This is a genomic window from Ochrobactrum sp. BTU2, assembly GCF_024539785.1.
Classification (GTDB): Bacteria; Pseudomonadota; Alphaproteobacteria; order Rhizobiales; family Rhizobiaceae; genus Brucella; species Brucella anthropi.
On the sequence record NZ_JAHWRG010000021.1, the window covers coordinates 22,925 to 36,579 of the forward strand.

Consider the following 13,655-nt stretch of genomic DNA (forward strand, 5'->3'; position numbering starts at 1 on the left):
CCTTCCTTGCCCTGCTCGATCATTCTTTCGAGCGGGGGCCGAAGAGCGCTTTAACAACACGCGGGCCGTACCAGACGATGACGGCCAAAGCTGCGATCAACAACAGCGCGCCGACCATTTCGTAGACGGGAAAACCCACCGCGTCTCTCGAAACGAAGAGGGCCACCACAACGCCTGCAGCAGACAGAATTGCTTGGGCTAGGATACGAACCATGGGAACCGTCTCGAATTCCTGTCACAAACGCTCTGGGGCGGGGACAGACTGGATGTTGTTCTACTGTCGCAAGCTAAGAACCGGATCGCCATGCCCAGTCCCTGATTTCCGGCATATCCTCGCCATGTTCACGGACATAGGCGAAATGCTCCTGCAGCTTGCCGCGCAGGCTTTCGACCACATGACCGGCCTTTTCCTTCAGCCCCGGCACGCGCTCGATCGCCTCGATGGCGAGGTGGTAGCGGTCGAGCTGGTTCAGCACCGTCATGTCGAAGGGCGTCGTGGTCGTGCCTTCCTCAACGAAACCTCGGACATGGATGTTCTGATGGTTGGTGCGTTTGTAGGTCAGCCGATGGATGAGATAGGGATAGCCGTGATAGGCGAAGATCACCGGCCGCTCGGTGGTGAACAGCCGGTCGAAGTCCTCGTCGGAAATCCCGTGCGGATGCTGGTCCTTCGACTGCAGCGTCATCAGGTCGACGACGTTGACGACGCGAATCTTCAGGTCCGGGATCGCTTCCCTCAGGATGGTCACCGCCGCCAATGTTTCCATCGTCGGCACGTCGCCGGCGCAGGCCATCACCACGTCGGGTGAAACCGTATCCTCCTCGTTGCCCGCCCAGTCCCAGATGCCGATGCCCGCCTCGCAATGCTTGGCGGCGTCCTCGATAGCCAGCCATTGCGGTTCCGGCTGCTTGCCGGCAACGATCACGTTGATCCGGTCCCAGGTCTTCAGGCAATGGTCGGCGACCCAGAGCAGCGTATTGGCATCCGGCGGCAGGTAGATGCGGACGATGTCCGCCTTCTTGTTGGCGACGAGATCGACGAAGCCGGGATCCTGATGCGAGAAGCCGTTATGGTCCTGCCGCCACACATGCGAGGTGAGCAGATAGTTGAGCGACGAGATCGGCTTTCTCCATTCCAGCTCGCGAGTCACCTTCACCCACTTGGCATGCTGGTTGAACATGCTGTCGATGATGTGGATGAAGGCCTCGTAGCAGGAGAAGAGGCCGTGCCTCCCGGTCAGCAGATAACCCTCCAGCCATCCCTGGCACAGATGCTCCGACAGCACTTCCATCACCCGCCCGTCGGGCGACAGATGTACGTCGTATGGTTCGATCTTCTCCATCCAGACGCGGTCGGTCACTTCGAACACGGCACCCAGCCGGTTCGATTCCGTCTCGTCCGGGCCGAAGATGCGAAAATTCTTCTCCGCGTCGTTGAGGGTCAGGATGTCGCGCAAATAACGCCCGAGGATTTCCGTCGTCTGCACCACGGTCTTGCCGGGCTCCGGCACGTCGACCGCGTAGTCGGAAAGCGGCGGGCATTTCAGTTCCTTGCGCAAGAGGCCGCCATTGGCATGCGGGTTGGCGCCCATGCGGCGGTCGCCTTCTGGCGCGAGCGCCTTCAGTTCCGGCTTCAGCCCGCCATCGGCAGTGAACAGATCTTCCGGATCGTAGCTCCGCATCCAGTCTTCGAGTATCTTCAGGTGATCCGGATTTTCCCGGCAGCCGGAAACCGGCACTTGATGGGCGCGCCAGAAGCCTTCGACCTTCTTGCCGTCCACTTCCTTCGGACCGGTCCAGCCTTTCGGGCTGCGCAGCACGATCATCGGCCAGCGCGGCAGTTCGGCAGGGGAGGCACCGCCGTGCGCCCTATCCTGGATCGCCCGGATACGCTCCATCGCTCTGTCCATCGCGCCGGCCATCAGCCGGTGCATCACCTCGGGCTCATGGCCTTCGACGAAGAGCGGCTCGTAGCCGTAGCCCTCGAACAGCTTCTTCAGGTCCTCGTCGCCGATGCGCGAAAGCAGAGTCGGATTGGCGATCTTGTAGCCGTTCAGGTGCAAGATCGGCAGAACCGCACCGTCGCGGGCCGGATTGATGAACTTGTTGGAATGCCAGCTTGCTGCCAGCGGACCGGTTTCCGCCTCGCCGTCACCCACCACGCAGGCGACGATCAGGTCCGGGTTGTCGAAGGCCGCGCCATAGGCATGAACCAGCGCATAACCGAGCTCGCCGCCTTCGTGGATCGATCCGGGCGTCTCCGGCGCCGCATGGCTCGGAATGCCGCCCGGGAAGGAGAACTGGCGGAACAGTTTTCGCATCCCGTCGGTCGTTTCGGCGATCTCCGGATAGATCTCGCTATAGATGCCTTCCAGATAGGTATTGGCCACCATGCCCGGCCCGCCATGGCCGGGGCCACAGATATAGATGACGTCGAGATCACGGGCTTTGATCACCCGGTTCAGGTGCGCATAGATGAAGTTCAGCCCCGGCGTCGTGCCCCAGTGGCCGAGCAGGCGCGGCTTGATATGCTGGGCCTGGAGCGGTTCGCGCAGGAGCGGATTGTCGAGAAGATAGATCTGGCCGACCGACAGATAGTTGGCGGCGCACCAGTAGCGATGGATGAGATTGATTTCCCCGGCGTCCAATGAGGCTGTCGTGATGAATTTTTCTTGCTGCATATTCCCGCCCTCAGCTCGCCCCAAATACGTCAGCAGTTTGGCTGACATGGGAAAGGCCAGCATCCCCCTGAACCGACAGGTTAATTTCATGTCATCATGCGATGACTGCCGGAGACCATATATCCATTCATGCTGGATGATGGCAAGTGAAAATGCAGACGCGATTGTGTTTCATTAAATACAGAAGATTATTGCCAACAACAGTAACAGCCGCCGGTGTTGCCTGAATGGTGTTCATTGCCGATTTCCCTTCATAGTAAAGCGAATGATACAGCCTCGCTGACGTTCAGTAAGCGATCTGTCCATTGACGAGGCCCCCTGATGTCCCGGATAGTTCCTGTTGCAAGATCTTCCGTGCTTCGGGGCTGACCACCGACATCGGGGCTGCAACGACAGTTCTCGCCGCGGAGCCGGCCAGATTGACCGTACCGATTGCCGCCATCCCGACGTGATCGGCCAATGTCACCTGACCGCCCTCGAGGGATTGACCAGCCAGGCGTTTCCCCAGGAGCCCGATGATTTCCGGGCTATCGGCAAAGGCGTTGTGGCCGAGGGCGTCCTTGGAACGCACGGTGCTGGTATCGATCACCGTGATCCCAAGCTGCTTCAGCACGCCGGTATAAGCGGTGGTATCGACACCGCCGACACGGTTGACTCCGCCGGAGATCCATCTCGATACCTCAAGCGCCCGGTCGCGTGTCGAGGCAAAAATGGTGAACTGCGGCCGCTTCGGTCCCATCTCTATGAGTTGGCGGCGGAAGACGTCGACATCGATATCGGGCGACGCCAGCACGACGTTGCGGACCTTCGCCGGGATCGTCTTTTCGCGCATCGCGATCCCGCGCAGAGCCTCAGCCGTCAGCCATGTTCCCATGGAATGGGCAAGGATGGTGATATCGCCGACGTCAGGGCTGCGGGCAGCCTGGATGATCAAATCCTCCAGGGCACGGCGTGAATAGTTCGTGCTTTCCTTGTCGTAGAGATAGCCGAGAACGCTGGCGCGGGAGGGCCAGGTGAACAGGATCGGAGCGGCATCGGTTCCGGCGTCATGAGTGATCTGGGCAAAACGAAAGACGGCATCCGCATAGGTGTTGTTGAAGCCATGCACGAAGATGATCACCTGCCGCTTTGCATTCCGGTTCTTGCGAAACCAGTTGAGCGCCTGCTGCTCTGAGATCACCTTCTCGTCCTTGAGCACGGCGAACTCTTTCGCAGGGTTGGGGGGCACGCGCTTCGGCCACTGGACCTCCCCGATCTTCCGCCCATCATCCGGCGGGATGGAAACGGTGAGGTTGTTGAGCGAGATCGCCGTTCCGCGCTCTCCGGAATAAAGCTCGCCGGGATCTGCGGCGGGTTTTCGGGTGGTCGCGACCAGCATGTCGACGCGGCTTGTGTCGTTCGTCGTCAAAGCCACGGGCTGAAGGACATTTTCCGGCCGGCCAGCGCAGCCGCCGAGCATGGAAAGAAGGAGCGGAAACAATATGATGCGCCTTCGCCACGCGCGTGAATTGCGTAAGCAGGCTTTTCGGGCGGCAACGGCATCCAGTGACGAAAGCCGTCGCAGCGATGCCGTGGAATCAATTGTGTTCGACATCGCGGGGAATCCTGAACCAGGTCACATAGAGAGCGGGAAGGAACAGCAGGGTCAGGACGGTTCCGACGACGATGCCGCCCATCATGGCGTAGGCCATCGGTCCCCAGAACACCTCTCTTGAGATGGGGATCAACGCCAGGGTCGCAGCGGCGGCCGTCAGCATGATCGGTCGCATCCGATGCTCCGTCGCCTCGACGACGGCCTGCCACGGCGGGATTCCTGTTGTGCGCAGGTCTTCGATTTGGACGATCAGGATCACCGAGTTCCGGATGAGGATACCGATCAGGGCGAGCACGCCGAGGATTGCGACGAAACCCAATGGCGCCTGGCTCAAGACCAGCGCGCCAACGACGCCGATCAGCGCAAGTGGAGCGACCGAGAAGACAAGGAACAACCTGTGGAAGCTTTGAAGCTGCGTCATCAGAAGCGTTGTCATGACGAAAATCATGACCGGCACCACATTTATGATCGGCGCTTGGGATTTGGCGCTCTCCTCGACCGTACCGCCGACGGCAATATCGTATCCCGGCTCCAATGAAGCCTTCAGTTCTTCTATCTTCGGATCGAGCTGTCGGACAATCGTGGCAGGTTGCATAGTGTCCCTGATACCGGCCTTGATCGTGATCGTCGGTATCCTGTTGCGCCGCCAGATCGTCGGTTGTTCCAGGTCGTAATCGAATCTGGCCACGGAAGAGAGCGGGATGGATTTCCCGCTGCTGCTCGGCAGTTGGAGGTCGAGCAGGCTGTCGATGGAGGCGCGTTCCTTTGCTTCTGCCCGTCCGACAACGTTGATCAGGTAGATCGCATCGCGGACCTGCGTCACGGTCGCGCCCTGGACGATGCCGTTGAGGGCGGTCGCGATATCTTCGGACGAGACGCCGAGCTGCCGGGCCTTGTCCTGAAGAACGTCGACCTTGACGACGCGCGCCGGCTCGTTCCAGTCGAAGACGAGGCCGGTCAGGGAAGGGTGCGACATCACGATACCAGCCGTCTTCTGCGCCAGGTCGCGGACCTTTTGAATGTCGGGACCGGAGATGCGATACTGGATTGGCTTGCCCACCGGCGGGCCGATGTCCAGTGTCCTGACGAAGGCGTCGGTGCCCGGGAAGGTTTTCAGCAAATAGGCCTGCAGGTCGGCCTTGAGCCGGTCGCGGACCTCAATACCCTTCGAGACGATGACGATCTGGCCGAAGGTGGGATCGTCGGGCTGGACGTCGAAGGACAGGATGAAGCGCGGGGCGCCCCTGCCGACATAGCTCGACCAGTGATCGATGTCGGGATTGCCGGTGAGCTTTTCCCGCTCGAATTGCGCTATCTGCCGGCTCGTCTCGGCCATAGAACTGTTTTGCGGCAGGTTCCAGTCGACGATAAGCTCCGGACGGTCGGACGCGGGAAAGAATTGCTGCTGAACCAGCGACATGCCGGCAACGGACAGACCAAACGCGGCAATTGTTACGATGATGGTCACCCAGCGAAAGCGAAGGCAGAGCTGAAGCAGCCATGAGAAGGCGGCGCCCATACGGCTCTTGTGCTCCTCGTGCTTTTTCATCGTCTTCGGCAGGATCGTCACGCCCAGCAGCGGGGTGAACAGGACGGCGACAATCCAGGACACGGTCAGCGAAACCGCGAGTACGACGAATAGCGTGAAGGTGAATTCGCCGGCGTTGCTGTTGTTGAAACCGATCGGCAGGAAGCCTGCGACGGTGACCAGCGTGCCGGTCAGCATCGGAAAGGCAGTCGATATGTAGACATGGGTCGCAGCCTTGCGCAGAGTGTCACCGACCTCCAGGCGGGCCACCATCATTTCGACGGCGATCATCGCGTCGTCGACCAGAAGACCGAGCGCGATGATGAGAGCACCGAGCGAGATGCGCTGCAGGGAAATACCGGAATATTGCATCACCATGAAGGTGATGGCGAGCACCAGGGGGATGGAGATCGCCACAACCAGCCCGGCGCGCAGGCCAAGGCTGATGAAGCTGATGGCAAGCACGATGGCGACCGCCTCGAACAGGGCTCTGGTAAAGCCGGAAACGGCTTCATCGACCACGGCTGGTTGATCGGAGACATGATCGACGGACACGCCGAGCGGCAGATCCTGGACGATGCGCTCCATCATCTCGTCAAGAGCGTGACCAAACTCAAGCAGATTGCCACCGGCCTTCATTCCGATTGCAAGCCCGATCGCCGGCTTGCCGTTGAACCGGAACAGCGACGAGGGAGGATCGACGTAACCACGTTTGACGGTTGCAACATCCGTCAGCGGAAAAAAGCGATCGTTGACGCGCAGGTTGATCGCCCGGAGGCTATCTTCGGAGATGAAGCGGCCACCGACGCGTAGCGCGATGCGCTCCGGCCCGGCGTCGACGAAGCCCGACTGGGTGACGGCATTCTGCTTTTGCAGGGTTTCGACGATGTCGGATTGATTGATGCCGAGCGCTGCGATCTTGCGGGTGGAGAACTCCAGATAGATCACCTCGTCCTGAGCGCCAATGATGTCGACCTTGCCGACATTCGGCACTGTCAGGACCTTGGTGCGGGCATCCTCGACGAGATCGCGCAACTGCCTCTGGTTCAAGCCTTCCGTGGTGAAGGCAAAGATATTTCCGTAAACATCGCCGAATTGATCGTTGAAAAACGGCCCGACGACGCCGGACGGAAACTGTTGCTGGATATCGCCGATCATGTTGCGGATGCGCTGCCATGTCGCCGGGACATTGCGTGCCTTGGTCGTCGGAAGAAGATCGACGAAGATCGTGGTCTTGCCGGCGGTCGTGAGGCTCCGCGTCCGATCGAGGCTGTCGAGCTCCTGGAGCTTTTTCTCGATACGATCGGTGACCTGCTGGGTGACCTCTTCGGCAGAAGCGCCCGGCCATTGGGCCTGGATCACCATCGTCTTGATGGTAAAGGACGGATCCTCCTCCCGTCCGAGGTTGAGATAAGCGTACATACCGGCGACCGCGAAGGCGATCATGAAATACCAGACGAAGGAACGATGTTCGAGCGCCCAGTCCGAAAGGTTGAAATTCTTCATGGGTGCAACTCCTGTCCAAGCCTGATCTTTTGTCCCTCCTGAAGTTCGCTGACGCCCGCAACCACAACTCCCTCATTCGCATTCAAGCCTGAATCGACCCGCACCATCGGGTCTTCCGGCCCGGTATGATCCAGGAGAACGGCGCGGGACGACACGGTCAGGGCATGCGGATCGATGACCCAGACGGCGGGGGCGCCGTCCTTCTCGACGATAGCCGAGCGGGGCAGCACGACGTCGTGAGCCTGCCCGCCGTCTGTGAATGTGGCGGTTACGACCGCACCGAAGCGAAAGACGTCGGGCGCCTTGTCCAGGGCGATCTTCACCCTGTAGGTTCGGGTGTCTGCATCGGCCTGCGGAGCGATTTCGCGTACCTGCCCGGATGTCCGCAAGCGGTCGTCGAGTTGCAGCGTTACGTCGATATGGGTGGACGAACGGATAAACGAAACCTGCGCCTCAGGAACGTCGATGACGACATCGCGCTGATCGAGGCGTGCAAGTTTCAGGACGGACTGTCCGGCTGTAACGGTCTGGCCCACTTCAACGGAGGTCGAGGTGATCACGCCGTCGAAGTCAGCCTCCAATCGTGCATAGCCGAGCTGCTCGTTGGCTTTTGCCAGATTGGCTTGCGCTTGCGTGACATTCGCCTCTGCCGATTTGAGGCCCTGCTCGGCCAGTTCGAGATCGGCGGCGCTGGCCGTATTGGTAGCAGTGAGCATGCGCTTGCGTCGCTCGTTGATCGCGGCATTCTCCAGCTGGGCATTCGCATTTCTGAGATCGGCCCGGGCGCTGATCACGGTGAGTTGCAGCGTGAGCGGGTCGATCTCCGCGAGAATGTCACCCTTCCTGACGACGTCGCCTGTCTCGACCCGCCGTGCGATGACACGGCCAAGAACCCGGAAGGCGAGTTCAGTCTCCACGCGCGGCTGAACCACACCGGCGAAACCCATGGCTTCGGAACGATCGGCAGCGACGTTCATCCAGACTACCGGTCGTGGCGGTGCGTTTTCCGCAGTAGCGGAATGATAGGACAAGGAGGAGGCGCAGACCGTCGCAATGAAGAGCAGCATGGCCGGGGAGGGACGCTTCATGTCAGTCGCCCTCCCAATTCACGACCTGCTCGGGGCGCAGGAACTTGCCGCCTTCCGTAACGACAAGTTCCTGTGCGGAAATCCCTTTTGCAGCAGTGAACTCGCCTGCCCGGTAACTTGCGACAGTGATGGGGCGAAGCGCGACGGTTCGTGTTGTTGCATCCACGATCCACACCGCGGGCTTCCCGTCGTCTGACGCCATCGCACTCCATGGCAGTGTGATTGCAGTGTCCGGAGGCGTATGAAAAGTGCCTATTACGGGAGTTCCAAGGGACCACTGGACATTATCGGGAAGCGCCAGTTTCACGCGGATCGTTCCAGTCGTCGTATCGATGACCGGCGCGATCTCTCTCACCTTTGCAGGGATACCGCCGCCAGGATTCGAGACCGGCGCCACGGTCGCTTCGTCGCCCGGTGGCCCCGCCAGGAAAAATGCCTCGAAGACATCGAAGACCGCATCACGCGGACCGTCATGTGCGAGCGTGAAGGCAGGTTGTGCCGCTGATACGACTTGGCTCACCTCGACGCTTCGGGCAGTGATGATGCCGTCGGCATTGGCTTTGAGTTCAGTGTGAGAGAGTGCATCGCGAGCGATCGCCAGGGACGCCTTGGCGGATTCCAGCGACCCTTCTGCCGTTGCCAGTTCCTCCTTCGCCTGGTCGTAGGTCGACTGCGCGATGGCGCGTGTCTCCACCAATGTCTGGTAGCGCTGAAACGCGAGGTTCTTTTGATTGAGTGTCGCTTGCGCCGCCAGAAGACCAGCCTCAGCGGATTCCACGTCCGCGCGCTGCTCGGTGTCGTCGATCCGTGCCAGAACATCTCCGGCGTGCACATGTGAACCGACATCCACCCGCCGCTCTATGACCTTGCCGGCAGAGCGGAAAGCGAGGTCGGTCTGTATGCGCGCTCGTATCTCGCCTGTGACGCCAGTGCTGCGCTGATGCTCGATCATTGCAGCGTGAACTACGCGGACCGATTGCGGTGGCGCGGCTGTTGTCTTGGCATTGTCGTCGCATGCGGCAAGCAACAGGCCGATCAAACCGAGACCAATCATGCGGAATTGAATAGTGGAAAGGCGACTCCGATGCGTATGCCTGCCGGCATCATGTCGTTCGTGCTTCTTTGAATAACTACCAGTCAGAGTATGATCTCCTGCGATCGTCTGCGCAGCTTTGAACCGGTAAACTTCTGGCCCGCCGCGTCTATTCGGTTTTGACGTCAGGACGCTTCCAGCCGCTTTGAGTGAAGCGGTTGGCACAGTTGGCGCCCTCAGCTATCTGGCGCCGCCGGCCAGCTCCTTATCCAAGTGTTCCGCGGCCGAGCGCACCCCGGCCTTCGCCGCGTCGAGCCCCCCGAAATTAGCCGTGATGTCGAGTGCGTTGGCGCTCCTGCTCGCAACATGTGCGTAGAGTAGGGTCCCGGTCTGGGCATCCTCGATCTCGACGGCATAGGACACCCAGCCGGAGAATGTGCCGCGACCGCCAGTGGCCTGAGCGCCCGCATTGACGACGAGGCCGACCGGAAGAACATGCGAAACGGTGGACAGCACCGGTGTGCTTGCTTCTGCACCGGTCAGCGTCAGCCTGGCGCGCAATGTACCTGGTCCGGGCTGTGTAACGAGTTGAAGGCGTCGGCCGAGGACCTTGGAAAACTCCTGATGCATGTAGCTGGCGAGTGCCTGCCGGTCGGTGGCCGACATCTTGCCGAATTGTGCGTCCGGCCCGGCGTAGATCGCTGTGGGTGGGATAATGATGCTTACATAGGCTGCGAAATTTACATCCGGCCGACGGTAGGCATAAGGCTTGGTCTTGTCCGACGTCGGGCGCAGAAACGCCGACGAAGACAGCGCTACAGACGGTGGCGGCGTTGTAGCACAGGCGGCGAGGGCGAGTGCCATCGCGCAAGCCGCCAGGCCGCGCACCCAAATATCGCAAGGCCGCCTCCGAGGCGCTTGGGACGGACCGGAAATCGGGGCCTGGCTATTTGCACGAGTATCCAAGGTTCACCTCATGTGCATGGCCCGCTGTCAGGTGTTTTGTTCACCGGCAGAATGGTCCTCAGCTTTTGAACGAAAATCCCGAGGCGGTGATCCGCCTCGGCCTGGCTTGCGTCATAGCTAACGATCCGGATATGAACGGCCGGCGCGTGTTCGTCTCCGAACCGGAACGAGGTTCGTCTTAACGCTGCATTACGCCCCTGTGGAACTCGAGTCCGCCACCAGGTTGCCGCACGACTGCGCCACCGGCGCAGCGTTCCGGGCCGCATACTCCTCGTACTGCTGCGCCGCCGCCGTTAGGGCCGCGAACAACAGCGGAACCACCGCATGCAGCTCCAACGCAGCCACCTCGCGCGGCGCCACCGTAAGCCGGGCCGGTACGATAATACGTGCTCCAGCTTCCGTACCAGGGCTGGGCGGCATAGTGGGTATTCCAGTAAGCCTGATTGAAGGCGACAACGGTCAATCCGATCATCGGAATGAGCGCCGGCGAAAGAGCTACTGTCTGACCCTGATAATAAACACTGACATAGTTCGAAGAAACCCAGCCGCGCGCGCCTCCCCACGAGACGTCGCACCAGGAGGCCGCGTCGAGACATCCATAGATGGTCAAAGCTGCACTGGGCGGCATTGTCATGACGACTGGATACCATGTCCCCGGGCCGGCCCTCAGGTTGACGCTGGAGACTGTCGCGCCTCTCGTTGCCGCCAACGCGGGGCTGGACATCACGGCCACCAACATTGCCGCAAATGCGCCAAGCACATAGCGACGCGTGATCCACATTTTTCTGTTCATGTCATTTCTCCTTTTGAAGTGATCGATCCTGTGTGCTGGGCACTCAACAGCACCTGTGGAATGCGCTCGGACCTTTACAGATCGAACACGCTCCAACGATTGTCTTTCGGGCCTTCATCTTCCGGATCGCCAGAGGGGTAATTGCTGACGCATCTCTCCCTTGAAGCCATCATGTCGGCGACGCACAGCTCGTATCCGTCCTGATCGGCATAAAGAGTGACGCACACGGCATCCGGCCTTTCGTTATCCGTTGGGATACAAACGGCCTCGATGGGTTCGTTTTCCCAAGGGATCGTAGAAGCCCGCTCGTGGGCAACCGCGCTGACAGAGCCGGATATTCCGATGAACAGCGTCAGGATAAGACAGATAAAACCGCTCCTCTTTCTCATCGTCCGTCACCTGTAATCCTGAGTAGAGCGCCGATCTCCGTGACTGTTTCTCTTAGCCACAACGTGGAATGGGGCTAACGGCAATCGCCATCCGGCCTGCTGCCAAGCGCTCGATGCAACAGCACTTTCTGAAAGATAGGCCTGTTCCATGATCGATCGGCGCCGGGGGCAAGCCGCCCCTGTTCGCGCCAGCGCTGCGGTGGGTCTAGGTCGGTATTTTTCGAACATGAGCAGCTTCCCCAAATGGATGAATTGCTACTGATACGAAGCGCGCCCCCCGATGCGACACTCCCGCTGCATTTTTTTGGAGCTGCTATGCAGACCTGAGATCTTCTGGTGAGCGACATTAAGGGAGGGACATGCAGCGCGAGCTGGTCCAGTTGGCGCAGACGATCGTCTGGCCGTTTCTGGAAGAGCATTTTGGCGAGGTTTATCAGGATGGATCAGATATCCCGCCGCTGCCGACCCGGCTGGGAATCCTCAAGCATACATTCAATCTATCGGGTTGGAATGTGCGTCTGCTGCCGCGACAGTCCGTACTTCCGCAAGCGAGCACTTCACACAGTCCTCACTAACTTCTTACAAAGAAGGCGATCACGCGATAACGGATGGGTCTAGCCCCCGTCGGATCGCCTCTTGTTAGGGAACACGCAGTATTCCCTTTGCATTTTGATCGCCAAGCACCTTGCGTCTTCCTTCCGGGGAGATTTGACCTATCGCATCCACCAACGGACCGCCGATTGCGTCCATAAACTCCGTCCAGGCGGACTGCGTTGCACTGAGGGCCGTCAGTGTTGCGACAGGATCAAATTGGTCAGAAGATATCTGCTTCAGCATTTCTTGCCGCGCCTGGGTAACGTTCTTCACGGCTCGCGCATATCGCGGTTCTTCTTGGAGAAGAGTCTGGCGGAATGACTTGAAGTCAGAAGCAGAAAGGGTCGCTTCCGCAACAGCCAGAATGCGAGCAAGAGGGTCAACACCTTTTGGAACCTCCGGTGTCGCACGCAGCATTTGCCCCCCCAGGAAAGCGAGGAGGAACATGTTCAAAACGAGTGATAGGGGAAGAGCAATTCGCAGCCATTTTCTTGTGCCAACCTGTTTCTGAACCATATTGCTGTTCATTCCGCGAAAATTGGGATCGATGCGACCTGAAGCGTGGAAAGCAGGTCACCGGAGGCGGGTAAGTTCGGGGAGTGCATCCCGATGAACAGTCCCGCGGCCACTGCTATTCCGCTACCGGAGGAAAGACCGATCCAATTCAAATCGGGCCATAGCCCGCGAACATGCGCAAAAAGTCGTGCACCGAACGGGATCGGCCCGGATGGTGCTGGCGCAATTCGCGCAGCGACGTTCGTTCTCAGGCGCACCAGGGCGGCATTGCGTTCGCCCGGCGACCACAGGGAAATCTCTTGATGCCTACGCGCCGCCGCGAGCACATCATCCATCAAGCGTTCCTCCGCAAGAACGGTATGCGCCACTTTCGAGATCTTTAGCAGAGACAACGCATCGGCCTGCACCTCTACAGGCCAGAGATCAATATTTGATCCGTAACTTCGCGCCAGAGATGTAAAACGTTCGATCTTCAACATATTTATTCTCCCTGTTTATCACGCTCTGCCAGCAGCCGCTCACGAAGTGTCGTTCTGGCGCGGGCAAGCAGACGCTCTATTGCTTTGGCCGATAGCCCAAGAATACGTCCCGCCTCAGCACCCGATACGCCTTCCTCGTAGACGAGTATCATCGCGGCCTGTTGGCTCGCGGGCAATGCGCGTATGGCTGCAGCGAGGGCGGCATCGCGCTCGGTACTCGTCAAAATCTCGTCTGCTGCGGCTCCTGGATCGACAGCATCAAAGTTGTCTGGAAGGGACTCCGGCTCTTTACGGCGGCGGCGATCAATACAGAGATTGACGACGATCTGGTAAAGCCAGGTTCTCAACTGAGCGCGCTTTGGGTTGAAGCGGCCAGCGTGCTTCCACACCTTGACCATTGCCTCCTGGGCAATGTCCTCAGCATCGCGAAAATTCGGGGTTATGCGGCTGGCTACACTTAGAACAAACGCACCGTGACGAACAACGAT

12 protein-coding genes and 1 pseudogene are annotated in these 13,655 nt (G+C 59.7%); 1 reads left to right on the forward strand and 12 read right to left on the reverse strand.

Translation table 11 applies throughout. The features are described 5' to 3' along the window. Positions 1-19: 19 nt before the first annotated feature. The 9 genes from KWJ32_RS25185 to KWJ32_RS25225 all read right to left on the reverse strand — a co-directional run bounded on the left by KWJ32_RS25185 (position 20) and on the right by KWJ32_RS25225 (position 11,578). Positions 20-214, reverse strand: coding sequence for a hypothetical protein (locus KWJ32_RS25185; protein WP_097143282.1), 195 nt, complete (start codon positions 212-214; stop codon positions 20-22). A 73-nt stretch (positions 215-287) separates the two neighbouring features. Beyond that, positions 288-2,681, reverse strand: a complete 2,394-nt coding sequence (locus tag KWJ32_RS25190) for a phosphoketolase family protein (protein ID WP_164056808.1) — start codon at positions 2,679-2,681, stop codon at positions 288-290. A gap of 286 nt (positions 2,682-2,967) precedes the next feature. After that, positions 2,968-4,140 carry an alpha/beta hydrolase gene (locus tag KWJ32_RS25195; protein ID WP_097143296.1) on the reverse strand — a complete coding sequence of 391 codons (1,173 nt, stop codon included), beginning with the start codon at positions 4,138-4,140 and terminating at the stop codon, positions 2,968-2,970. A gap of 118 nt (positions 4,141-4,258) precedes the next feature. Further along, positions 4,259-7,309, reverse strand: a complete 3,051-nt coding sequence (locus KWJ32_RS25200; protein WP_164056807.1) for an efflux RND transporter permease subunit — start codon at positions 7,307-7,309, stop codon at positions 4,259-4,261. Further along, the gene (locus KWJ32_RS25205) at positions 7,306-8,397 is read right to left on the reverse strand and encodes an efflux RND transporter periplasmic adaptor subunit (protein ID WP_235824441.1); all 1,092 of its coding nucleotides are present in this window, start codon (positions 8,395-8,397) and stop codon (positions 7,306-7,308) included. The genes KWJ32_RS25200 and KWJ32_RS25205 overlap by 4 nt, the downstream gene beginning before the upstream one ends. Position 8,398: 1 nt before the next feature. Further along, complete coding sequence (locus KWJ32_RS25210) at positions 8,399-9,451, reverse strand: efflux RND transporter periplasmic adaptor subunit (protein WP_164056806.1); 1,053 nt, start codon at positions 9,449-9,451, stop codon at positions 8,399-8,401. A gap of 219 nt (positions 9,452-9,670) precedes the next feature. Then, entirely contained in the window at positions 9,671-10,294 is a 624-nt protein-coding gene (locus tag KWJ32_RS25215; protein WP_256886456.1) for a DUF3313 domain-containing protein, read from the reverse strand. A 280-nt stretch (positions 10,295-10,574) separates the two neighbouring features. After that, positions 10,575-11,189, reverse strand: a complete 615-nt coding sequence (locus KWJ32_RS25220) for an SH3 domain-containing protein (RefSeq protein ID WP_097143278.1) — start codon at positions 11,187-11,189, stop codon at positions 10,575-10,577. Between the two features lie 74 nt (positions 11,190-11,263). After that, a complete protein-coding gene (locus tag KWJ32_RS25225; protein WP_246231398.1) occupies positions 11,264-11,578 on the reverse strand; it encodes a hypothetical protein in 315 nt (104 codons plus the stop codon). 356 nt (positions 11,579-11,934) lie between these two features. Between KWJ32_RS25225 and KWJ32_RS25230 the strand changes: the two are divergent. Further along, a pseudogene (locus KWJ32_RS25230) lies at positions 11,935-12,081 on the forward strand (IS5/IS1182 family transposase); the annotation flags it as partial. Positions 12,082-12,217: 136 nt separating this feature from the next. Here KWJ32_RS25230 and KWJ32_RS25235 read toward each other — a convergent pair. The 3 genes from KWJ32_RS25235 to KWJ32_RS25245 form a co-directional block, all read right to left on the reverse strand. Next, positions 12,218-12,688, reverse strand: a complete 471-nt coding sequence (locus KWJ32_RS25235; RefSeq protein WP_164056803.1) for a periplasmic heavy metal sensor — start codon at positions 12,686-12,688, stop codon at positions 12,218-12,220. Between the two features lie 8 nt (positions 12,689-12,696). Continuing rightward, a complete protein-coding gene (locus tag KWJ32_RS25240; protein WP_164056802.1) occupies positions 12,697-13,167 on the reverse strand; it encodes a hypothetical protein in 471 nt (156 codons plus the stop codon). Between the two features lie 2 nt (positions 13,168-13,169). After that, on the reverse strand, positions 13,170-13,655 hold a 486-nt coding region (locus KWJ32_RS25245), incomplete at its 5' end, for a sigma-70 family RNA polymerase sigma factor (RefSeq protein ID WP_256886457.1).

Excerpts from the sequence above, each read along its gene's own strand:
- KWJ32_RS25225 (WP_246231398.1), bottom strand. The coding sequence starts at position 11,578 with ATGAGAAAGAGGAGCGGTTTTATCTGTCTTATCCTGACGCTGTTCATC.
- KWJ32_RS25240 (WP_164056802.1), bottom strand. The coding sequence starts at position 13,167 with ATGTTGAAGATCGAACGTTTTACATCTCTGGCGCGAAGTTACGGATCA.
- KWJ32_RS25210 (WP_164056806.1), bottom strand. The coding sequence starts at position 9,451 with ATGATTGGTCTCGGTTTGATCGGCCTGTTGCTTGCCGCATGCGACGAC.
- KWJ32_RS25195 (WP_097143296.1), bottom strand. The coding sequence starts at position 4,140 with ATGCTCGGCGGCTGCGCTGGCCGGCCGGAAAATGTCCTTCAGCCCGTG.
- KWJ32_RS25220 (WP_097143278.1), bottom strand. The coding sequence starts at position 11,189 with ATGAACAGAAAAATGTGGATCACGCGTCGCTATGTGCTTGGCGCATTT.
- KWJ32_RS25200 (WP_164056807.1), bottom strand. The coding sequence starts at position 7,309 with ATGAAGAATTTCAACCTTTCGGACTGGGCGCTCGAACATCGTTCCTTC.
- KWJ32_RS25185 (WP_097143282.1), bottom strand. The coding sequence starts at position 214 with ATGGTTCGTATCCTAGCCCAAGCAATTCTGTCTGCTGCAGGCGTTGTG.
- KWJ32_RS25215 (WP_256886456.1), bottom strand. The coding sequence starts at position 10,294 with ATGGCACTCGCCCTCGCCGCCTGTGCTACAACGCCGCCACCGTCTGTA.
- KWJ32_RS25235 (WP_164056803.1), bottom strand. The coding sequence starts at position 12,688 with ATGGTTCAGAAACAGGTTGGCACAAGAAAATGGCTGCGAATTGCTCTT.
- KWJ32_RS25205 (WP_235824441.1), bottom strand. The coding sequence starts at position 8,397 with ATGAAGCGTCCCTCCCCGGCCATGCTGCTCTTCATTGCGACGGTCTGC.
- KWJ32_RS25190 (WP_164056808.1), bottom strand. The coding sequence starts at position 2,681 with ATGCAGCAAGAAAAATTCATCACGACAGCCTCATTGGACGCCGGGGAA.